Raw genomic sequence first — 22946 nt, forward strand, 5'->3', positions numbered from 1 at the left:
TTCCACCGCCCGCGAGCCACCCCCATGCTCCATGTGTTATTCAGCGTTTACCTGAAGATGCTGGTGCTCTACAGCCCGTTCTTCGTGCTGTCCTGCTTTATCAGCCTGACCCGTGGTTATTCCAGCAAGGAGCGTCGGCGCCTGGCCTGGAAGGTGGCCCTGGCGACCCTGGTATCGAGCGTGCTGCTCTACCTGTTCGGTCGGGTGATTTTCAGTGTGTTCGGCATTACCGTGGACGCATTCCGGATCGGCGCCGGCAGTGTGTTGTTCATTTCCGCCCTGGGCATGGCCCAAGGCAAGTCGGCGGTGCAGACCGACAACGTGCAGCAGGATGTGACCATCGTGCCGCTGACCATCCCCCTCACCGTCGGCCCCGGTACGATTGGCGCATTGCTGGTGATGGGCGTCAGCCAACCGCACTGGGATGACAAGCTCACCGCCATTCTCAGCATTGCCCTGGCCAGCCTCACGGTGGGCGTGGTGCTGTACCTGTCCAACCGTATCGAACGCATTCTCGGCGACCAGGGCTTGCAGATTGTCAGCCGCTTGATGGGTTTGTTCGTCTGCGCCCTGGCCGCGCAAATCATCTTTACCGGTGTGCGCGGCTACCTGGTGCCTTAGATCCGGTACTTGGCAATGGCCAGCTGCACCTTGTCGCCGGCGCTTTCACGCATCAGCTGGATGGTTTTTTCATTGACCACCGAGGTATTCAGCACCAGGCAGGTCTGCCCGCTGAAAGCCTCGAACGAAGAGCTGTCCCATTCCAGGAAGGGCATGCCCAGGTGTTTGTCCACGCCGTGGGTGCTGTAGGTCACCAGCACCATCATCAGTTCACCGTCGTTTTCGGCGCAGGAAGCCAGGCCGAAATCGCCGCCCTGCTGCACCGTCGTGTTGCGCTTGAACAGATCGAAACACGCCGGCCGCTGCTTCAACGCTTCCAGTGCATCCGCAGCCAACTTCGGCAAGGCGCTGACCAATGGCCCCGACAGCGACGTCGACGCCAGCATCGCAGCGATGATATTCAGGGCCGCCAGTTGCACCGTCAGGCCCTTGCCCGCACGCGAGACCCGCTCAAAACGACTGCGCACCGGCAACCAACCCAGACTGATCATGACCTTGATAAATTCGTCGTACCACGCCTCGGTCCCCCGTTGGACCCTCAACACATCGCTCACATAACTGCTGGCCAGAAGGTAGCTTTTGCGAATGTACTCGCGGTTCAGCGCAGACAGCCCCTCGGCGAAGGAAATCACGCTGTTGTTGACCACCGCCGCATTGCAGTCGTCCTCGCGATCCAATCTTGAAGCGACCTGCTTGCCAGGGGCTCCCGGCAGCTTATAGGCAGCGATCAATTTGCGCCTTTTTTTACTGTTGATCCTTCTGTGACGTCGCTCCATTTCCAGTTCTCCACAAGCACCCCACATGGGGCTTACTTGCACCCTAGTCCAGTGCAGGGAGGGTTTTCCATGGGACAAACATTCCTTGGCCGCACCCACCAAAAACCGTCCCCCAGCAATGGCAGGGCGCGGGCACGGGACTTGCGGTTTTCATCGCATAAAAAAGAAAAAGCTCCGGACAACACCAGGTAAATCCCTGGGTCATTCGGAGCTTTCCGGCAGCCAATGGAGCGTTTTCAGCTGACGGGTTTTTCGCCGTACCAGCGCGGTGTATACACCCACTTACCGCCACCGGCACGCGGGAATGTGCAGGTAGTGGACGAGCCGACCAGAACCATGGTGCGCATGTCCACCTGCTCGGGCGTCAGTTGCCCCAATGTGGTGACGCGCAGCGTCTGGCCGGGGCGTCCGATGTCGCGGCCCAGCACCACTGGGGTTTGCGGTGTGCGATGCAGCGCGACGATCTCCAGGGCACGCCCCAGTTGCCAGGGCCGCGAGCGCGAGATCGGGTTGTAGAACGCCAGGGCCAGGTCAGCCTGGGACGCGAGGTCCAGGCGTTTTTCAATGATCGACCAGGGCTTGAGGTTGTCCGATAGCGACATCACGCAGAAGTCGTGGCCCAGCGGAGCGCCGGCCTGGGCGGCGGTGGCCAGGGAGGCAGAAACCCCCGGCAGGATTTCCAGGTCGACCTGATGCCAGGCCGGGTCGCCGGATTCGTGCAGCGCCTCGATCACCGCAGCGGCCATGGCGAACACGCCCGGGTCGCCGGACGACACCACCACCACTGAACGCCCCTGCGAAGCCAGCTCGAAGGCGTGGCGCGCACGCTGCATTTCTTCGCGATTGTCAGTGCAGTGTTGCACCTGATCATCACGGAACGGCCCGGCCATGCGCACGTAGGTTTCGTAACCCAGCACGTCGGTGCAACGCGCCAGTTCGGCCTTGACCGCCGGCACCATCAGCTCGGCGGCGCCAGGGCCCAGGCCGATCACTGCGAGACGGCCACGGGGGCGCCCCACTTGTGACAGATCCAAGGGCTGCTCGGCCACGGTAATGCTGATATCCGCAACGGGCGTCACCTGGGCAAAGCGCAGCGGCACACCCAACGCCAACGCGGCCTCATGCAATGAGGCATCGGCCATGTGCAGGTCACTGGCCAACAGGCAGGCCAGGGCTTGCACAGCGATCCCCGCCTCATGCAACGCCGTGCGCACACGCTCAGCCAACTGCACGCCGGGCTCGCAGGTCACGTAGACATTGCGCGGATAAATCAGCAGCTCATTGGCCGCCGGGATGCGTTCGGCATTGCCTACATGAATCGCCAGGCGCGCCTGTCGGTCCTGTGGCAGGTTGGCCTGGTCCAGCCATGGCGCCACGCCTTCGATGCGCACGCTTTCGCCGGCCAGCAAGTCCGAAACAAAACGCTTGCCCAACTCAATGTCGGCCAGTTGGTAACCGACCGGCGGGTTGAGCAGGCAAGTGCCGAAACGCAGCTCGCCACTGGTGGTGATTGCGGCGGATACACCCAGTGCCGCAGCAATATCCCGCGCCATCACGTTCACGCCACCCAGGCCACCGAGCAGCGGCACCACGGCGCTGCCATCTTCAGCCACGGCCAGCACGGCGGGTTCCTCGCCCTTTTCCAGCAGCAGCGGCGCGAGGGTGCGGATCACAATGCCGGCGGCGCACAACGCAATCAGCGGCGTGCCCAGTTGGTAGAGCTGGCGCAACGTCGCGCCGAACTCGCTGTAGCTCTGGTCAGCACCCTCGACCCGTGTGGCCAGGCCATGGATCAATGCGCCGGGGTACACCTGCTGGATCTTGCGCGCCGTCGCCAGGCTGCCTTGGCCCAGAATCACAATCGCCGGAGTCATCAACCTTGCCACCTTTCACCGGGCACGATGATCAGCGAGAAATACGGCGAGGACGCCGGATCGACCTGATCCAGCGGCACGATCTTCTGGTTGGCCATGGTGGCGCGCTCCACATACAGCGCACGCCCGGCCAGGCCCAGTTCTTCCAACACCTGGCGCACCTTCGGGAAGTTGCGCCCCAGCTTCATGATCACCGCGGCGTCGGCATCCGCCAGGCGGCGCTTGAGGTCGTCATGGGGCAATACGCCCGAGAGCACCGACAAGCTCTGGTTGCGATACACCAGCGGCGCGCCGAGTACCGAAGCGCCCCCGAGCATCGAACACACGCCCGGAATCACCTGGGCTTCGTAGCGCTCAGCGAGGCGATCATGCAGGTACATGTAGGAGCCGTAGAAGAACGGGTCGCCCTCGCAGATCACCGCCACATCCCGTCCTGCATCCAGGTGCGCCGCCACGTCGAGACTGGCGTTGTCGTAGAAGTCGCTGATCACCTGTTCATAGGACAACGGCGCCGGCAGCACTTCGGTGGTTACCGGGTACACCAGCGGCATCAGGGTTTGCTGCGTGACCAAGTGGTCCTCGATGATGCCGAAGGCGTTGCCCTTCTTGCCCTTGGCGACGAAGTACGCCACCACTGGCGATTCACGCAGCAGGCGCAGGGCCTTGAGAGTAATCAGTTCCGGGTCGCCGGGGCCTACCCCCAGGCCGATCAAACGTCCGCGTGCCTGCATTATTCGACCTCCGTGGCGAGCGCATTGACTGCCGCGGCGGCCATGGCACTGCCGCCCAAGCGACCCTGCATGATCACGAACGGGACGCCACGGCTATCCGCCGCCAGCATCGCCTTGGATTCGGCGGCACCGACGAAGCCCACGGGAAAACCCAGGATCAATGCCGGTTTCGGCGCGCCGGCATCCAGCATTTCCAGCAGGTAAAACAACGCGGTCGGCGCGTTGCCGATCACCACCACACTGCCTTCCAGGTGCGGTCGCCACAGTTCCAGGGCGGCGGCGGAGCGGGTGTTGCCCAGTGTGCGTGCCAACTCCGGCACGCCATCGTCACGCAGGGTGCAGATCACCTCGTTATTGGCTGGCAGGCGCGCACGGGTCACGCCTTCGGACACCATCCGCGCATCACACAGAATCGGTGCGCCAGCGGCCAATGCATCGCGCCCGGCTTTGCCTGCGCCTGCGGAGAATTGCAGGCAATCGATAGCCTCGACCATGCCGCACGCATGAATCACCCGCACCGCGAGTTTTTCCAAGTCAGCCGGAATGCGCTCCAACTTGGCTTCCGCGCGAATAATGGCGAAGGAGTTGCGATAGATCTCCTGACCGTCGCGGATGTAATCAATCATCGGTGTTGCTCCGTGGGCGAGCGCGCAGCAAGGCGCCCGCCGCTTCAATGGAAAGAGTGCGCGCGTGCAGCCGGCCGAAACCGGGTTGGGCTGCGTCGCGAAAATAGAGGTCGTAGTGGCCGGGGCCCACCGCCAGCAAAGTGACCGATGCGGTGTGCGCCGCGGCGCAGGAGCGCGGGCAGCCGGACAGATGCACCTCGACGCCGGGTTGCAGGGCCGCCAGTTGCACCGCATCGACCTTGGTATCGGCCAGGCCTTTGCCGCAGCCGCTGGAACCGGTACAGGCGATCATGCGGGCCAGGGGTTGGTCGATAGAGCAGAGAAAGCCCAACTGCGCCAAGCGTTCGGCCACCGCGACAGGGCGTTCGATATTGGGTAGCAACACCCCTTGCCAGGGCGTGAAACGCAACGTTCCGTCGCCGTACTCGCTGGCCAGCTGCGCGACGCCCTTGAGCATCAGCGGATCCAGGCGGCCCAATGGTGCGACGGCCGCGACGTAGAACTGGTTTTTCTGCGCCTGTGGATAACTTCCCAGATGCAGCAGCGCGCCACTGGCCGGGCGCTGGAAGTCCTCCGCCGGCAGCAGCGACAGGCCCAGGCGGCTCACTACGTTATCCACAGCCAGATGGCGCATGCGCGTTTGCTCGGGCGTCGCCAGGTCGAGAAAGGCTTCCAGCACCGCCACCACCAAGGCATGGCCCTGGTCCAACGGCACCGCCGCCACGGGCGCATCCAGCCCCGGGCAGCCAGCCAAGCCGAATGCCAACAGCGTCTGGCCATCGCGCACGAACGCCGAAAGCCACAGGTCATGGTGATGTTCAAGCATCGCCAGGGCTTCGCCACCATCGAGCTGTACGGCGAACTTGGCCGACAGTTGATGAAAGCGCGGATGGGTTTGCAAGGTGGCGAGGATCTGCGCGGCCAACGGGCGGGTATCGAACAGCATCAGCGGGTCGATACCGGCGCTGGGACTGAGCATCAGGTTGCGTACGTCGTCACCCGCGGCGTTGCTCGGCCCAAGGTCGGCCGCCAGCAACATGGCGATCAGGGCCTGCTGCTCGGCGCCGATGCCGCGGATCTGCAGGTTGGCGCGGTTGGTCGCCTCGATCACTCCGCCCGCATAGGCCTGGGCTGCGTCCGCCACGGCATGGGCCTGGGCGGCACTGATCGAACCACCGGCCAATTTGATCCGGCAAATACCGCCGTCCAGCGCCTGGACAATACGCAGCAACCCCGGACATGCCGAGGGGCGCAAGGTATTCACAGCGGGCGTTGGGTTCACGGGGCTACCGGTTGACGGGTAAAGGCGCGGTATTATGCCTGCTTTGTCCGGCGGCATGAAAAGCCTGCCCGTCGGATGTCGTTCAAGGAATTGATATGTCGCCCTGGCTGACGGTTGTAGGCATTGGTGAAGACGGCTTCAAGGGCCTGGGCAGGAATGCCCGGCATGCCCTGTTGCGTGCCTCGCGGATTATAGGCGGGCAGCGTCAATTGGACCTGTTGCCGGTGTGTATCCGTGGCGAGCGCCAACTTTGGCCGAGCCCGTTTTCCCTGGAACCGGTGCTGTCGCGGCGTGGCGAGCCTGTGTGCGTGCTGGCCAGCGGCGACCCGATGTTCTATGGCGTGGGCGCCAGCCTGGCGCGGCAGGTGGCGGCGCAGGAACTGTTGATCTTGCCCGCGCCGTCTTCGGTGTCGCTGGCTGCCGTGCGCCTGGGCTGGCCGTTGCAGGAAGTGGTGACGTTATCGGTGGTGGCCCGGCCAATCGCGGCGATCAATGCGCATCTGGCCAGTGGTGTGCGTTTGCTGGTGTTGAGCAATGACGGCAGCAGCCCGGCTGCAATTGCGTCGCTATTGCTTGAGGCTGGGTATGGGCCCAGCCGATTGAGCGTGTTTGAACACCTGGGTGGCGAACACGAACGGCGTATCGACGGGTTGGCGCAGTCGTGGGAGCAGGCTTCGGTGGCCGACTTGAACCTGGTCGCCATCGACTGCCTGGCGGATGCCAACACACCACGTCTGTCGCGTCTGGCTGGGCTGCCCGACTCGGCGTTCAAACACGACGGCCAACTGACCAAGCGCGATGTGCGCGCCATGACCCTAGCCCGCCTAGCACCGATGCCCGGCGAGCTGCTCTGGGATGTGGGTGCGGGCAGCGGCTCCATCGGCATCGAATGGATGCGCGCCCACCCCAGCTGCCGCGCCTTGGCGATTGAAGCCGATGCGGGCCGCCAAAACCTGATCGAACACAACCGCGACGTCCTCGGCGTGCCCGGCCTGCAACTGATTCGTGGCAAGGCCCCGGATGCGTTGCTTGGCCTGGAAGCCCCGGACGCCATCTTCATCGGTGGCGGCGTCACCCGCGACGGCGTGCTCGACACCTGCTGGCAGCACCTGCGCCCCGGTGGCCGACTGGTTGCCAATGCCGTGACCCTGCAAAGCGAAATGACCTTGATGAACTGGCGCGCCGAGCATGGCGGCGAACTGACGCGCGTCCATGTCGCCCAGGCGCAGCCATTGGGCGAGTTTGATACCTGGCGCCAGGCGCTGCCAATCACCCTGCTGGACGTGGTCAAGCCGCTATGAAACGGATTCTGCTGCTCGGTGGTGTGACAGAAGCGCTGGCCATTGCCCGTAGCTTGGGGCCGGAGCATATCTACAGCTTGGCCGGTGTGGGCCGTGTGCCTACCGACCTTACCTGCCAGGTGCGTGTCGGCGGCTACGGCGGTCATGAAGGGTTGGCCCAGTTTGTTCGCGATGAGCGCATCAGCCTGATCCTCGACGCCACCCATCCGTACGCGGCGCAGATCAGCCGCAACGCTGCCCAGGCGGCAAGGTTGTGCGGTGTACCTTGCTGGGCGTTGCGGCGTCCGGCATGGCAGCCGCAAGTGGGGGATGACTGGCGGGAAGTTTCCGACTGGGCCGGGCTGATCGAGGCATTGAAACCCTTCAAACGGCCCTTGTTCACCCTGGGTCGCGAACCGTTGCAGCATCTCGATGAGATTCCCGCCGATCAATTCTGGACGCTGCGAGCGCTGGATGTGTATTCGGGCAATGACCGGTGTGAAGTGATCGGCGCACGCGGGCCGTTTCTGATCGAGGACGAGCGCGTGCTGTTTGAACGGCGCGCAATTGATGTGCTGATCAGCAAGAACAGCGGCAGCACCGCCACCGAGCCGAAGCTGGAAGTGGCGCGTGAGCGTAGGGTGCCGGTGTTGGTGTTGAAGCGGCCGGTGTTGCCTGCCGTAGATCGAGAGTTCACCACCGTAGCTGCGTCGCTACAGGCAATACACACCCTTTGAGCAACACGGACCTAATGTGGGAGGGGGCTTGCCCCCGATGGCAGTGGTTCAGCCAGCAATTGAGTAGCTGACACACCGCTATCGGGAGCAAGCCCCCTCCCACATTTGGAATGCGTTGCCTTGAAGATCGGCACCCACTCGATTCCCCGTCTATCCTCAACCCTGCGACACCAAACCACACCGCCCTTTTTTACTTATCACCCCCGATCAGGCTAAATACCCCCTGATCGTTTAACCCTACGGATTATCCGCCATGGCCCGTCAACGCTTTGCAATTGCCTGGATCGCCTGCCTTGCAGTGCTGTTCAATGCGTTTGCCATGCCGTTGGCCAGTGCGATGCAGCAGACCGATGACCCGGTCAAGCGCCTGATGTGGGGTAGTTTCTGCTCGTCCAATGGCGCCAGCCTGAAGACGATTGCCTTGGGCAAGCTGGAGATTCCAACACCGGCGGATGATCACTCCGCCATGCAGCATTGCTGGTGTTGCTCGGGCACGGCGCCGTTGGTGGCGCTGCCGGGGCATGTGCCGCAGTTGTATGTGACGCTGGCTGAAGCGGTGCAAAGCCTGCCGCCACCGTCCCTGCAAAATCCCACTCCGCGCCAGCAATGGCCAAGTCTTAATCCCCGAGCGTCTCCAACGGCCTGATCTTATTCGCAAGTGAACTGCGTTTAGAACCGTTCTGGAGAACTGCCATGCTCAAATCTTCCCTGCTTCTGGCTGCGTTGTTGCTGCCAGTGTTTGGTGCTGCCAATGCCGAAGACTACAAGGTCGGCGACCTGACGGTGAGCAAACCCTGGTCTCAGGAGTTGCCACCCAATGCGCCGACTGTCGCGGCGTACTTTGTGATTCATAACACCGGGGCCACACCGGATCGCCTGCTGAGTGTCGAGACGCCAGTGGCAGACAAAGCCGAGCTGCATGAGCATGTGATGCAAGGCGACCTGATGAAGATGCAGCAAGTGCCCAGCGTGGCCGTACCCGCCAAGGGTGAGCTGACCTTCGCGCCAATGGCCTATCACGTGATGCTGCTGGGCCTTAAAGACCGCAGCCTGTTGACCGATGGCAAGCAATTCCCACTGACCCTGACTTTCGAGAAAGCCGGCAAGGTCGAGGTGGAAGTATCGGTGCAGAAGGCGCCGCCAATGGCTAAACACGAGCACATGCACGCTCAGTAGGCCGCCATTCAATGGGCGCCCCTCGCGCCAGGTTATCTCCACACCGCCGCCTGATGCGCGGCAGTTGGATCAGCCTGTTCGCCATGCTGATGATCTTTATCGGTCCGCTGATTTCCCAAGCGATGCCGATGGATCATCACGCCGGTATGTCCATGAACATGCCCGAGTGCCACGGCGAGCCCAAGCCCAGCAAAGCACCCGACGAGCACCACGTACTCTGGGAAAAGTGCGGCTATTGCAGCCTGCTCTTCAGCTGCCCGGCCCTGCCCGGCAGCGTGTCCTACGTCAGCCTCGGCACCCCGCCGCCGGCCAATGCCCTCACCCCCGCCACCCGCCTGGGACATGCCCGGCAGAGCATCTTCCCCGGCGCCCGCAGCCGCGCGCCGCCCATCACTGCGTAAACACTTTCACAGCGTTACTCCACCCCGGCCGACTCTAGACAGACAGCCGCAGGCTGCTGGCCGTGTTGTTTACGATTGATTGATGGAATTTGTCATGTCCAGGTTTTCTGCTGACACCCGTTTGGGCGCTGCCCCTGCTTTCGCCGTTCTGTGCGGCGCACTGCTTACCCCATGCGCCCATGCGCACGAACACGAGCTGAGCCCCACGGTAATCACTGCGATCGCCCCCAGCTCGCCACTCACTGTTGTCACCAACCCCAAAGACCCACGCCAACCGGTGCCGGCCAGCGATGGCGGCGACTACCTCAAGACCATCCCCGGCTTCGCCCTGGTACGCAACGGCGGCACCAACGGCGACCCGGTGCTGCGCGGCATGTTCGGCTCGCGCCTGAATATCCTTACCAACGGCAGCATGATGCTCGGCGCCTGCCCGGGGCGGATGGATGCACCCACCTCGTACATTTCGCCGGAAACCTACGACAAGCTGACCGTGATCAAAGGCCCGCAAACCGTGCTCTGGGGCCCGGGTGCGTCAGCCGGCACCATCCTGTTCGACCGTGAGCCGGAGCAATTCGGCGAGCTGGGTACGCGGGTCAACGCCAGTGTGCTGGCGGGCTCCAACGGGCGTTTCGACAAGGTCATCGATGCCGCTGCCGGTGGGCCATTGGGCTACGTGCGGGTGATCGGCAACCAGGCCCATGCCGACGACTACAAGGACGGCAATAACGACACCGTCGCATCGCGTTATGACAAGTGGAATGGCGATGTGGCGGTGGGCTTCACCCCTGACGCCGACACTTTGCTGGAGCTCACTGCTGGCCGTGGCGATGGTGAGGCACGCTACGCCGGCCGCGGCATGGATGGCTCGCAGTTCCTGCGCGAAAGCCTCGGGCTGCGTTTCGAGAAGTCCAATATCGGCGAGGTGCTGGATAAGGTCGAGGCCCAGGTCTATTACAACTATGCCGACCATGTGATGGACAACTACAGCCTGCGCGTCCCCTCGGGCACCGGCATGATGGCAGGTCCCATGGCTTCCAACGTCGACCGCCGCACCCTCGGTGCGCGCATCAAGGCGACCTGGCGCTGGGCCGATGTGCAACTGATCGGCGGCCTGGATGCTCAGACCAATGAACACCGCGCACGCAGCAGCATGGGCATCGACACCTACAAGGATCTGCCGCGCAACAAAGACGCCAACTTCCACAACTACGGCGTGTTCGGCGAACTGACCTGGTACGCCGCCGACAATGACCGCCTGATCACCGGCGCCCGCCTGGATCGCGCCTCGGCCAAGGATTTTCGTCAACGCACCGGCTCGGGGATGATGTCCCGCCCCAATCCGACCGCCGACGACACCCGCGCCGACACCCTGCCATCGGGCTTCGTGCGCTACGAACATGACCTGGAGGACACGCCCACCACGGTCTATGCCGGCCTGGGCCACGCCGAACGCTTCCCGGATTACTGGGAGCTATTTTCCCCCAACACCGGCGCGGCCGGCTCGGTGAATGCCTTCGACGGCGTGAAGCCCGAGAAGACCACCCAGCTGGATTTCGGCGCGCAGTACAAAACCGCCGAACTCGAAGCCTGGGCCTCGGGTTATGTGGGCCAGGTGCGCGACTTCATTCTGTTCGATTACCGGCCCGGCATGATGGGCACCACCTCCCAGGCGCGCAATGTCGACGCGCGCATCATGGGCGGCGAATTGGGCGCGGCCTACAAGCTGACCGCTCACTGGAAAGCCGACGCCAGTCTCGCCTACGCCTGGGGCAAAAACAGCAGCGATGGCAAGCCACTGCCGCAAATGCCGCCGCTGGATGCCCGTTTCGGCCTGACCTACAGCGAAGACGACTGGAGTGCCGGCGCCTTGTGGCGCGTGGTGGCGGCACAAAACCGCATCGACCAGAACAAAGGCAACGTGGTCGGCAAGGACTACGACAAGAGCGGTGGCTTCGGCGTGTTCTCGCTGAACGCCGCATACCGCATCAATAAAAACTTCAAGGTCAGCACCGGTGTCGACAACCTGTTCGGCAAAGCCTACGCCGAGCATTTGAACCTGGCCGGTAACGCCGGGTTCGGCTACCCAGCCAACGACCCGCAGGCCATCAAGGAACCGGGGCGTACGCTTTGGACCAAGGTGGATATGAGCTTCTAAAAGCATCGGGGGCAAGCCCCCTTCCCACCCTCTGATTTGTGAATACAGTCAAATGTGGGAGGGGCGGTGCGACGATTCGACTTGCCCCCGATGGCGGTGTAACTGACACAAAAAAACCAAAGCCTTGCGGAGCCCCTGATGAGCACACCAAAGATCTCCTTCTACAACCTGGCCTGGCGCTGGCACTTCTACGCCGGCCTCTTCGTCGCCCCCTTCATGGTGCTGCTGGCCCTGACCGGCATCATCTACCTGTTCAAGCCCCAGCTCGACCCGCTGATGTACGCCGACCTGCTCAACGTGCCTGCCGCCGAACACGCGTTGAGTGCCGATGAGCTGTTGCAACGGGCCAAGACCGCCTACCCCCAGGCTGCGATCAGCAAGTACCTGCCCCCGGTCGACGCCACCAGCAGCGCGCAGTTCGTCATGCAAAAAGACGGGCGCGAAGTCACGCTGTTCATCGACCCCTATCGCGGCAACGTACTCGGTGAACAGGACGCCAAATACAACCTGCAAGCCATTGCCCGCGCCCTGCATGGCGAGTTGATGATCGGCACCCTCGGTGATCGCCTGATCGAACTCGCCGCCGGCTGGGGCGTGATGCTGGTGGTGTCCGGCCTGTACCTATGGTGGCCACGCGGCAAGTCATCGGCCGGTGTGCTGTGGCCTCGTTGGCAAAGTCGGGGCCGACTGCTCTGGCGTGACCTGCACGCTGTCGTCGGTTTCTGGGGCGCGGCTTTCTTGTTGGTGATGCTGCTCAGCGGCATGACCTGGACCGGCTTCTGGGGCAAGCAATATGCCGAGCTGTGGAACACCTTTCCGGCGGCGATGTGGACCGACGTGCCGCAATCCGATCAGCAGGCGCGCATGCTCAACAGCGCCAGCCAACAGACCGTGCCCTGGGCCATGGAAAACACGCCGATGCCGATGTCCGGCGACCATGCCGAACACCTGAACCATGGCGACATGCACTCGGGCCCTGCCGCACCGACCGTGCGCCTGCAACAGGTGGTCGACCTGGCCAAGGCACGCAAGGTCGAGCCCGGCTATAGCATCACCTTCCCCACCACCGCCACCGGCGTGTTCACCGTCGCCGTGTTTGCCAACGACCCGCGCAATGACGCCACCCTGCATATCGACCAATACACCGGCAAGGTACTCGCCGATGTGCGCTGGCAACACTACAACCTCGTCGCACGCGCCACCGAGACCGGGGTAATGCTGCATGAAGGCAAGATGTTCGGCTGGGTCAACCAACTGATCGTGCTGCTGATCTGCCTGATGATCCTGCTCAGTGCTGTCAGCGGCGTGGTGATCTGGTGGAAGCGCCGGCCACAGGGCGGGCTGGGTGTGCCGCCACTGCGTCATGACTTACCGAAGTGGAAAACCGCGATGGTGATCATGCTCGGGCTGGCGATCGTTTTCCCGCTGGTGGGGGCGTCGTTGATACTGGTATGGGCCTTGGATCGCCTGGTGCTGTCGCGCTTTTTTGGTCAAGGTGAATCTGCCTCAGGTTCAGCATGAAACAGGCGAGATGCCCATTCCAGAGCGCCTCTGTAGCCTTATGCGGACTTTTGCCCCGCAACCGATAAGTGTTAACTTATAACACTTTCTGCGCTATCGTTACTCGCCGCTCCCTGCGGCGAGTACCTGCCAAGAAGCGATTGATCGACCGATGAACAATTACCTTGCGAGCGGCCTGTGCCTGCTCGCCCTGCATACCAATGCCCAGGCCCTGACCCTGCCCGCCAGCCCCATCACCGCGCCGGCAGTGGATGACGAACGTGTCGATCTGAACACTACGACCACCGCCGGTTCGCGCCTGAATCTGACGGCAATGCAAACCCCGGGGAGCGTTGAAAGCCAGACCGGCGCGCAGATCCGCGAACGGGGCGACGTCAGCGTGCAGGACGCCATTTCCCGCGCCACCGGCATCAGCCGCACCGGCACGCCAGGGGATGGCGGCACCTCGCTGCAGGCCCGTGGCTTTACCGGCCAAAGCTCGGTGATGCAACTCTACGACGGCAACCGCATGTACACCGGCATGGGCACCTCAACCTTCCCGGTGGACACCTGGGCCGTGGAACGGGTGGACGTACTGCGCGGCCCGGCCTCAGTGCTGTACGGCGAAGGCGCTACCGGCGCAGTGGTCAATACGATTTCGAAAAAGCCCTTTACGGGCCAGATCGAAAACCACATCCGCTTCGGCTACGGTTCCTACGACCGCCAGCAGCAGGCACTCGACAGCGGCGGCTCGCTGACCGATACCCTGAGCTATCGCCTGAACCTCAACCGTCTGCGCAGCAACGGTTTTATCGACCGTGGCGACTCCAGCAGTGACTTCATCAGCGGCGCCCTGCGCTGGCAGCCCGCCGACAACCTGAGCTTCACCCTGGCCAGCGACTACGGCGACCAGCGCCCGCAAAACTACTTCGGCACGCCACTGATCAATGGCCAGTTGCACAAGGGCCTGCGCGACAAGAACTACAACGTCAGCAACGACACCCAGCACTACAACGATCAGTGGACGCGCCTGACCAGCGAGTGGCAACTGAGCGATAACCTCAGCGCGACCAACGAGCTGTACTACCTGAAAAACCAGCGTCGCTGGCAGAACGCCGAGAACTACAACTTCGCCAACGGCCAGCTGATCCGCAGCGGCAACTTCGGCATCAAGCACAATCAGGAACAGGTGGGTGATCGACAGACCTTCACCTTCAAGCACAGCCTGTTCGGCCTCGACAGCCAGACCGTGGCGGGCATGGAATACAACCGCATTCGCTTCCGCCTGGCGAGCAATACGCCGTTCAATGACGTGTTGAAAAACGGCCAACCCATCGACCTGCATTACCCCACGCCTGCGCCGTTTTCCAGCCAGGACCCGTTCAAACCGGTGTTCGCCACCACTACCAAAACGGTCGCCGGCTTTGCGGAAAACCGCCTGCAGCTCACGGATAAACTCGCGCTGATCACCGGCATCCGCCGCGACTACGCACACATCGACCGCGACGACCTGCGTAACGGCAGCCAATCCGACAAGACCCTCACCGGTAATAACTGGAAAGCCGGCCTGGTCTATGCGATCACCCCGGACACCTCGGTCTACGGTCAATACGCCACCAGCACCGATGGCGTCGGCGGCCTGATTTCCCTGAGTCCGAGCCAGCAGCAGTTCGACCTGTCCACTGCCAGGCAGACCGAGATCGGTATCAAACAAGCGTTCTGGGACGCACGCGGTGAATGGACCCTGGCGGCTTACCATATCGTCAAGAAGAAACTGCTGACTGACGTGCCGGGCGACCCGGACCTCAAGCAACAAGTCGGCCAACAATCCTCCAACGGCCTGGAAGCCAGCCTCGACCTGCAACTGCCCGGCGCCTGGCAGTTACAAGCCAACGCCGCCATCGTGCGGGCGCAGTATGACGACTTCAAGCAGGACGTCGGCGGTGTGCAGGTTTCCCGTGATGGCAATCGCCCGGTGGACGTGCCGCGCCGCACCGCCAACCTGTGGCTGAGCAAGGCCGTGACCGACAACGTTCGGGCCGGTGCCGGTGTACGTTACGTCGACGCCCGTTATGCCGACATGGCCAACCAGAACGAGCTTCCGAGCTACACCGTGGTGGATGCCACGCTGTCGTGGAAGGCGATGCGCAATACCACGCTGGGCTTGCAACTGAATAATCTGTTCGATCGCACGTATGCGGTCAGCCAGTACAACGATGGGCAGCAGTGGATCCTGGGTGAGCCGCGCTCGTTGTTCGTCACTGCTGACTACACCTTCTAACTGAATAAAACACAAACCCCATGTGGGACTTGAGAGTACTGATGACCTCACTCACCCTCAGCGAACTTGGCTGGGCCCCTCCCGGTCACGACCACTGCCATCACCAGTTTCAACTGCGTGACGCCAGCCTGCGCGTCGCTGCCGGGGAGTTTGTGGGGCTGATCGGGCCCAACGGCAGTGGCAAGACCAGCCTGCTGCGCTGCGCCTACCGGTTCACCCGGCCGGAGCATGGCGATGTGTCGCTTGAACACCAGAACGTCTGGAAGCAAAGCGCAAAGTGGTGCGCACAACGTATCGCCGTAGTGCTGCAGGAATTCCCTGACGCCTTCGGCTTGCGGGTGGATGAAGTGGTCGCTATGGGCCGCACGCCCCACAAGGGGTTGTTTGACAGCGACACGTTGCACGACGGGCAACTGATCCGGCACGCGCTGGAATCGGTCGACATGCAGGATTTCGCAGATCATGCCTTCGCTACCCTCTCGGGCGGGGAAAAACAGCGCGTCATCCTCGCCCGCGCCCTGGCCCAGCAACCCCGACTGTTGATCCTCGATGAGCCCACCAACCACCTCGACCCACGCTACCAGCTGGAGCTGTTAAAACTCGTCAAGCGCCTGGACATCGGCATCCTGGCGAGCATCCACGACCTGAACCTGGCGGCGGCCTTCTGTGATCGTCTGTACTTGATCAACCACGGGCGCATCGTCGCCAGCGGCACACCTCACGACGTGCTGACCACCGCATTGCTGCGCGAGGTGTTTGGCGTCGAAGCCTTGATCGACACTCACCCCTTGGCCGGCTACCCCCGAATCACCTGGATAACCCAACCATGACCCTGCGCGCCCTGCTGTCTCTCACCCTGCTGCTCGCCACTGACCAAGCGTTCGCCGAAGCCACCCGTTACCCGCTGACCATCCAGAGCTGCGACCGCGACGTGACCTTCCAGCAAGCCCCGCAACACGCAGTCAGTCACGACATCAACATGACCCGGATGATGCTCGCCCTGGGTCTCAAGCCACATATGGCCGGCTACAGTGGCGTCAGCGGTTGGAAGTCAGTGCCGCCGGGCATGGCCACGACTCTCGACGGCCTGCCGGAACTGGCGAGCAAATACCCGTCGGTGGAAACCCTGCTCAACGCCAATGTGGATTTCTTCTTCGCCGGCTGGGACTACGGCATGCGTGTGGGCGGCGACCTCACGCCGCACACCCTGCAACCCTTGGGCATCAATGTGTATGAGCTGACCGAGTCATGCGCGTTCGTGATGAAGCGCCCGGCTGCGAGCCTGGACGATACCTATAACGACCTGCGCAACCTGGGCAGGATCTTCGACGTGCAGGAGCGCGCCAATGCCTTGATCGCGCAGATGCAGGCAGAGGTGGCCGAAGTGCAAAAAGACCTTCCCGCCGATAAGCCACGGGTGTTCCTGTATGACAGCGGCGAAGACCGCGCCATGACCTCGGGCCGCCTGGGCATGCCACAAGCGCTGATCGACGTCGCCGGCGGGCGCAATATCCTCGATGACGTCGATGCCAGCTGGACCCGGGTCAACTGGGAAACCGTGGTGGAGCGCAACCCGCAGGTCATCGTGATCGTCGACTACAGCCAAATCACTGCCGAGCAGAAAAAGCAGTTCCTGCTCAACAACCCGGCCCTGCAAGCGGTGGACGCGATCAAACACCAGCGCTTTATCGTGATCCCCTACGCGCAGGCCACGCCGGGTATCGATAATGTGCTGGCCGTTGAAGCCCTGGCCAAGGGGTTCCACGGCGAATGATCACCCGTCGCTACCTGCTGCTGTTGAGCGCCCTTGGCACGTTGTTGCTGGTCTCCTGCGTAGTCTCCCTGGGGTTTGGCTCGGCGCGGGTGCCGGTGGACGTGGTAGGGCGGATTCTGCTGAACAAGGCGTTCGGCGTCGGTGCGGTGGACTGGAATACGGGCCAGGAACATATCGTCTGGCTGATCCGTGTGCCGCGCATGCTGCTGGGGGCGCTGGTGGGCGCCGGGCTGGCGTTGATCGGCGCGGTGTTGCAGGCGGTCACGCGCAACCCCCTGGCCGACCCGCACCTGCTCGGCGTGACCTCCGGCGCTACCCTCGGCGCGGTGATCGTGGTGCTGCATGTAGGTGAAATCATCGGCCTGTTGACCTTGCCCATCGCCGCGTTTGTCGGTGCGCTGCTGAGCATGCTGGTGGTGCTGGCCGTGGCCAGCCGCAACGGCCGCCTGGACAGTGACCGCCTGCTGCTGTGCGGTGTAGCGGTGTCATTCGTGATGATGGCAGTGGCCAACCTGCTGCTGTTCATGGGCGACCACCGCGCCGCTTCGGCGGTGATGTTCTGGATGCTCGGCGGCCTGGGTCTGGCGCGCTGGGAACTGTTGTCGATTCCCGCCATCACGGTGGTCTTGGGGCTGGCCCTGCTGCTGGGCATGGCGCGCCCGCTCAACGCCTTGATGGCCGGTGAACAGACTGCCGTGACCCTGGGCTTGAACGCCCGCAATGTGCGGCTCAAGGTGTTTCTGATCGCGTCGCTGATGACCGGCGTGCTGGTATCTATCAGCGGTTCGATCGGCTTTGTCGGCCTGATGGTGCCGCACATCGCCCGACGCCTGGTGGGGGCCGAACATCGGCGCTTGCTGCCGGTGTGCGTGCTGCTGGGCAGTGTGTTCCTGGTGTGGGTCGACGTCGCGGCACGTACCCTGATCGCCCCCGAAGACCTGCCGATTGGCGTGGCGACGGCAGCGATTGGCGGGCTGTTTTTTATCGGCCTGATGCGCAGGCGTTGAAATCAGAGCTCATCTTTTTCCCGGGCATACCAGAACTCATCGATTTGTGGCTCGCGCACCTCGTTGACGCTCCACTGCGCATCCAATACGCCCGCCCGCGTCCAGAAGGCATCGGTAACCAGCACCGAGAGACTGCCTTGAGCCCTCAGCCGACTGATCAACACTTTAGGGTCCGGAGGTGAACCCGGGCTGAGCAGCGTGGTTTCAGCTTGGGTAAAGGCCGGTACATATTTGAGCAGAGCACCGCCTCGGCAGGAGAGGTAACAACTCTTGGCATCGGGAACATTATTCTTGACCACCGACACAGCGTTGCGCAGGTCGTCTTTGGAAACGAAGTTGTGCAACAGCGCCTGGTCTAACTGCTCAAAGCTGGAGGCTGAACGAATGGACTGATAGAAGAGTTGCACAGCGGCAATCTTATAGGTGCTCAGTATATTGCCCAAAGGTACGTCCAGCCCGGCATGAACGCCGCGGAATAACCGCGCCAGGGTCGTTACACCGCCTGCGTCCTGTTCCTCCACCGGATCGATCGCCACATACCCCTGTGTACTCTCCGGCTTCAGTACCGCGCCCAGGTACTGCTTGATCTTGAACGGTGCCACCAAGTCCTGGGCATAACGGGCCGCATCATCGGGGTAAAGAAACAGCGGCCCGCAAAACGAATGAAGATAGGGATCGTCGGCAAACGCATGGGGGGCTTGTTTCGGTGCCCATTCGCCAGTAACCCGCTCGACCTTGCCCCAGATTTCGCTGGTTACTCGGATATCCAGCGCTCCGGCACCCGCCAGGCGACGCACGTAATCGCGCACTTTGAGGGTGCCCTCAAGCAGCTTCGTGCGGTCCAAATGTGCCTCACCGGTCACCGGATACAGCGGCGCGCTTTTGGGAAATACATACTTGAGCAACGCACCGTCAGCACACAGCAAATAAAGCGGCAAAATATCACCGTTGCGTGCATAAGTGAGGAAGTTGAGCGCGCTGGCGATGCGATGGGGCGGGAAGAAACTGTGCGCCATTTCATCATCCGCAGCGGCGATGGCAACGTTGGAAGCATAAAGATACAGGCCATCAATCACATAGCCCTGAGGCAATTTCCCGTCGACAAATACCTGCCTGAAGTCGGCAAAGTTTTCTCGAACCAGTGCCAAGGTTGTCATGTACAGCGGCTTGCTCACTGACTTCAGTACGTAACCGAACGCCACGTCTGTGTGCGGTTTGCCCAAACGCTGGGCGTAACGGACAGCATCGTACGCCTGGGTGAAGAGGGGACCGCAGGGCGGATCGAGGAACACCGCGCGAATATCCCTGGCGTTGACTTGAGGTTGATTCGGTAAGAATCTCGCCATGAGCGTTCTTGGCGGCCCCCATACCTGATCCCCCTCTAGCACACGCAATTGACCAGCCTTCGCCACCTCAGTCACAAAGTCCTGCGGCAAAAGTGCCCCGCCGCGTATTTGCTGCTCGATGAGGTTATCGCCGTAATCCGCCCTCACCGGGTTCAGGGGTGCCAGACGCTGCATGAGCAACGACTCTTCGGCGGCGCTGGACAGTTGGTAACTGAGGATCGAGCCCCTTGCGCCGAATACGTACTCCCGGTTGAGATGGCGCTCACGGTGCAAGAAGGATCCCAGCACTGCACTCGGTATCATGGTTTGGTAGATGGCTTTTTGAGTCGCGGACAACAGCAGCGGTACCTCCTGGTTCACCAGGGAACGATACCGCGCCACAATCGTACTGCCTCCCGGATACAGCCCCGCCGCGACGGCCTGCTCAGGGTAGATCCAATTCAGGGCAAACCCCTGAGGCGGCAGCGCCAGGGGCTCGGTCGAAGCGAACAGCCCATTGACCAGCCTGAGGACCACGCCGCCATAGGCACGACGATAGCCATTGTCGAGCCTCCCGGCAGCATGGCGGGCCGCATCATCGGCACTGGCGAAGGAGGGGCTCAACCGCCGCGGCATCAAGGTTTCATAACCGGCCGATGTGGGGGCGACCAAGCCTGGTTTATCCCAGTACTGGCTGGTACGTACCACATGGAGCATGCCTTTGAGCGCCCACTCCCTGAGAAAGTCCTGGGGGGTCGTCTGACCGGAGTTCAACTGTTCCTGTGCCTGTGTCAATAAGGTATCTGCCGGGCCGCCACTGCTTACATCAAGGGGGGCGGGAACATAACGCAACAGCGCGCCATCAAGGGTTGAAAAGTACATCGGCGGTTTTTTCACACCCGTTCGTTCAGCGGCATAGAGCGCGGTATACAGCACATCCGGCGTGACAAAAAACAGCGTCAGCCACGCGTTCGACGTATTCAATCCGGAAGGCGACCATTGTTGCGAGCGAAACAGCCCGTGCAACACAAACCCGTCGGGCAGGCGATAGCTGCCACCATCCTTACGTTCAAACAAACGATTGAGATTGAACAGCCTGTTCGGGGCTGTGACGCCCACGACTTCACTGGCAATGTACTGCTCCTGGTCTTTGTGCTTGAGGATGAACGCAAAGCAGGCCGAATCGGCGAAATTGCGCCCGTGCACCCGCCCATGCAGGTTGCGCGCGGCCTCATCGGCGCTGGCGTACACCGCGCCGTAGGTGACGTAGTCAGGTGGGCCCGATCGAGGGGCGTAGGTATAGTTGGGCGCCCAGTCGCTGTAGACCACCGAGCGCGGCCCCCACAACGCATTGCCTTGAATAATCCTGAAGTCTCCCGCCTCGGCGAGACGCCAGACCCAATCGGCAGGTTTGATACGCCCGCTGTCGAGGCGTTTACCGAGGCTGTCTCTACCGGCCTGCGGGCCGAGGTTGGCCAACAGCAACATTTCCTGGGACGAGTTGTTCGGGGTGTATTCCAACAGGCAGTCCTGCGCCCCCGACAGATACGCGGGCCGGCCAGCCGGGATGATCGAGTAGATTTCGGCGGTGCTGAACACTTGCTGGTTGATCTGCGCCTCATCGCGGGTCCAGCCGCGCTGCGCGACCGCCACCGGGTCGGCCATCGACAGCGCCAGGTGCGAGCCGTAGCGCGCATACAGCACATAGGGTTCTGGTGGGATCAACGGCCCGGCGTGGCCCAGAGGGAAAAACAACGTAAAGGCAAAGGGGTTGGCGGCGCTGGCGATGGGTTCGGTAATGACAAAGCGACCGTCTTCCCCCTTGAGCACATAACCACCGTAGTAGTGATCGCGCCAGTTACCAATTTGCTCATGGGCATACACTGCCGCATCCCGTGCCGAGAGAAACGAGCGGCTCAAGGTCGCCGTGTAGAACGACGTCAACAGGTCGGAGCGGTTATCCACACTGCCCACCTTGCGCCACAAGCCACCGGCCTGCACCACCGACAGTTCGGTTGCCGCAATGACCCTGCGCACATAGTCGCGCGGGCTCAGGGTGCCACTGAGCAGCGCGGCCTGTGCACCGTTGTCGTTCAACTCGCCCCCCCTGCCCTGCCGGACCAACTCACTGGTGGGTGTGGCCTCGGGCACCTTGAATGCCAGCAGGGCACCGTCCGAGGCTCGCATATACAGGAACAATCCACGACCCGTGTTCTGGATCTCCAGGGTCGCCCGCGCCTGACGGGTCGCCGCCACTATCTGCGCCGGTGTAAAGAAAGTACTGGCCAGCCACTTTTCCCGCGCCGCGACTTCATGGGTCCGGTAGAAACTGGTGAAGTAGATGGCCTCCAGCCGGTAATGGGAAGGCAATCGAAATTTGCCGACGGGGCCTTTAGGAAACACCCCGTCGAGCGAGAACAGCGGGTGACGCTTGGGCAACGCCAAGGTCGCAACGTAGGCCTCCTCACGGCTGTGCTTGAGCACAAAGCCTACCTTGGCGCCCTGGTCAGGCGCACCGGAGAGCAACAATGCACGCAACACGGCAGCTCCAGGGGTTGGAAACACCGCCGTGAAAAATGGCAGTTGCTGCACCACTGTCGCCGGCGTCCTGATCCGCCAGCCGCGGGTGATACGGCCGCGAACGCCGCCCCACACAGGGTTCGCGATCACCACCCAGAGTTCGCCGGCCTCGGCCAGTTTCCAGATTAGATGTTCAAAATCGCTGCTGGGTTCAAGCGTCCCATCACGCAACTGCTGCTCCAGTTTTTTTTCCGTCGCAGAACCGTTGCTGACGTATTTAAGCAACACGTTATCCGGCCCGGAAAAATAGTGGGTCTTGGCGAACGCCCGCTGCCTGAAGCTGAAGAGTTGGTCCGCCACCGAATAGTAGTTGTTGAAAAGCAGCACCTGGTCGGCCGTGAAGCTGGGAAACATGCCCTGGATTTGCGCGGCATCGGCAGGATGGGAATGATAGAAAGCCTCGGCGACATAATCGTCAGGGCCAATGAAGTGCCCGTCGCTGTCCTTGGCCAACACTAGCCCATGATCAAAGCTGTTGCGTTGGTCCGCCACAGGGTCGGTAGCGTAATAGCGGCCGCCGCGCTTGAGAATCACGCCGCCATACTCGACATCGCGGCGCTGCCCGATAGCCGCATGTGCCCAGCAAGCGGCGTCGTCGGCACTGATAAAAGGCGGGCTCAGAGGCGGCAAATGCACGGCCTGGTTTGACGGGTGGGCTGCTGTACCGGGGGTTTTGTCCATAAAAGCTCTCGCGAAAAAGGAGCGAAGGCGCATCGCGTACGCCTTACCTGAACCCCCATGCTGGAGCATCCCTGCACAGTGTTTGCGCTGCATATCTATCTTCATGCCCCGTTTTAGCGCCCTGCATGCACTTTGCGGG

Annotated in this window: 18 protein-coding genes; 12 read left to right on the top strand and 6 right to left on the bottom strand. The window is 62.3% G+C overall.

Going from position 1 to position 22946, the window contains the following annotated elements; all coding sequences use genetic code 11:
• The first annotated feature begins 24 nt into the window (after positions 1 to 24).
• Positions 25 to 621 (top strand): MarC family protein, encoded by a 597-nt coding sequence (locus NMB39_RS25735; RefSeq protein WP_003171467.1) that lies wholly within the window; start codon positions 25 to 27, stop codon positions 619 to 621.
• Here NMB39_RS25735 and NMB39_RS25740 read toward each other — a convergent pair.
• From NMB39_RS25740 to cobG, 5 genes are all read right to left on the bottom strand, one after another.
• A complete protein-coding gene (locus tag NMB39_RS25740) occupies positions 618 to 1397 on the bottom strand; it encodes a hypothetical protein (protein WP_464005898.1) in 780 nt (259 codons plus the stop codon). The two genes, NMB39_RS25735 and NMB39_RS25740, sit on opposite strands and share 4 nt — an antisense overlap.
• A gap of 236 nt (positions 1398 to 1633) precedes the next feature.
• Positions 1634 to 3271: a precorrin-3B C(17)-methyltransferase gene (cobJ, locus tag NMB39_RS25745; protein ID WP_464005899.1), complete on the bottom strand. Its 1638-nt coding sequence runs from the start codon at positions 3269 to 3271 to the stop codon at positions 1634 to 1636.
• Entirely contained in the window at positions 3271 to 4002 is a 732-nt protein-coding gene (locus NMB39_RS25750; RefSeq protein ID WP_057010792.1) for a precorrin-2 C(20)-methyltransferase, read from the bottom strand. The genes cobJ and NMB39_RS25750 overlap by 1 nt, the downstream gene beginning before the upstream one ends.
• Positions 4002 to 4628 carry a precorrin-8X methylmutase gene (locus NMB39_RS25755; RefSeq protein ID WP_494339897.1) on the bottom strand — a complete coding sequence of 209 codons (627 nt, stop codon included), beginning with the start codon at positions 4626 to 4628 and terminating at the stop codon, positions 4002 to 4004. Before NMB39_RS25755 ends, NMB39_RS25750 begins: the two co-directional genes overlap by 1 nt.
• Positions 4621 to 5967: a precorrin-3B synthase gene (gene cobG, locus NMB39_RS25760; RefSeq protein ID WP_057023372.1), complete on the bottom strand. Its 1347-nt coding sequence runs from the start codon at positions 5965 to 5967 to the stop codon at positions 4621 to 4623. The genes NMB39_RS25755 and cobG overlap by 8 nt, the downstream gene beginning before the upstream one ends.
• Positions 5968 to 6005: 38 nt before the next feature.
• Here cobG and NMB39_RS25765 point away from each other — a divergent pair, with 38 nt between their 5' ends.
• The 11 genes from NMB39_RS25765 (at position 6006) to NMB39_RS25815 (ending at position 18221) form a co-directional block, all read left to right on the top strand.
• On the top strand, positions 6006 to 7211 hold the full coding sequence (locus NMB39_RS25765; protein WP_057023373.1) for a bifunctional cobalt-precorrin-7 (C(5))-methyltransferase/cobalt-precorrin-6B (C(15))-methyltransferase: 1206 nt from the start codon (positions 6006 to 6008) through the stop codon (positions 7209 to 7211).
• Positions 7208 to 7927 (top strand): cobalt-precorrin-6A reductase, encoded by a 720-nt coding sequence (locus NMB39_RS25770; protein WP_494339896.1) that lies wholly within the window; start codon positions 7208 to 7210, stop codon positions 7925 to 7927. Before NMB39_RS25765 ends, NMB39_RS25770 begins: the two co-directional genes overlap by 4 nt.
• A 253-nt stretch (positions 7928 to 8180) precedes the next feature.
• A complete protein-coding gene (locus tag NMB39_RS25775) occupies positions 8181 to 8573 on the top strand; it encodes a DUF2946 domain-containing protein (RefSeq protein WP_494339895.1) in 393 nt (130 codons plus the stop codon).
• A gap of 47 nt (positions 8574 to 8620) precedes the next feature.
• Positions 8621 to 9103 (top strand): copper chaperone PCu(A)C, encoded by a 483-nt coding sequence (locus NMB39_RS25780; protein ID WP_494339894.1) that lies wholly within the window; start codon positions 8621 to 8623, stop codon positions 9101 to 9103.
• An 11-nt stretch (positions 9104 to 9114) separates the two neighbouring features.
• On the top strand, positions 9115 to 9504 hold the full coding sequence (locus NMB39_RS25785) for a DUF2946 domain-containing protein (protein WP_494339893.1): 390 nt from the start codon (positions 9115 to 9117) through the stop codon (positions 9502 to 9504).
• Positions 9505 to 9598: 94 nt separating this feature from the next.
• Complete coding sequence (locus tag NMB39_RS25790; protein ID WP_494339892.1) at positions 9599 to 11659, top strand: TonB-dependent copper receptor; 2061 nt, start codon at positions 9599 to 9601, stop codon at positions 11657 to 11659.
• A gap of 138 nt (positions 11660 to 11797) precedes the next feature.
• Positions 11798 to 13180, top strand: a complete 1383-nt coding sequence (locus NMB39_RS25795; protein WP_494339891.1) for a PepSY-associated TM helix domain-containing protein — start codon at positions 11798 to 11800, stop codon at positions 13178 to 13180.
• Between the two features lie 151 nt (positions 13181 to 13331).
• A complete protein-coding gene (locus NMB39_RS25800) occupies positions 13332 to 15440 on the top strand; it encodes a TonB-dependent receptor (protein WP_494339890.1) in 2109 nt (702 codons plus the stop codon).
• A gap of 41 nt (positions 15441 to 15481) precedes the next feature.
• Positions 15482 to 16270: an ABC transporter ATP-binding protein gene (locus NMB39_RS25805; protein WP_494339889.1), complete on the top strand. Its 789-nt coding sequence runs from the start codon at positions 15482 to 15484 to the stop codon at positions 16268 to 16270.
• Positions 16267 to 17214: an ABC transporter substrate-binding protein gene (locus tag NMB39_RS25810; protein ID WP_494339888.1), complete on the top strand. Its 948-nt coding sequence runs from the start codon at positions 16267 to 16269 to the stop codon at positions 17212 to 17214. Before NMB39_RS25805 ends, NMB39_RS25810 begins: the two co-directional genes overlap by 4 nt.
• Entirely contained in the window at positions 17211 to 18221 is a 1011-nt protein-coding gene (locus NMB39_RS25815) for a FecCD family ABC transporter permease (protein WP_198720008.1), read from the top strand. Before NMB39_RS25810 ends, NMB39_RS25815 begins: the two co-directional genes overlap by 4 nt.
• A 2-nt stretch (positions 18222 to 18223) precedes the next feature.
• Here the strand turns inward: NMB39_RS25815 and NMB39_RS25820 are convergent, their stop codons facing one another.
• Positions 18224 to 22807 (bottom strand): DUF4329 domain-containing protein, encoded by a 4584-nt coding sequence (locus tag NMB39_RS25820; RefSeq protein WP_494339887.1) that lies wholly within the window; start codon positions 22805 to 22807, stop codon positions 18224 to 18226.
• Between the last annotated feature and the right edge of the window lie 139 nt (positions 22808 to 22946).

This window comes from Pseudomonas sp. FBCC-B545 (assembly GCF_059134095.1).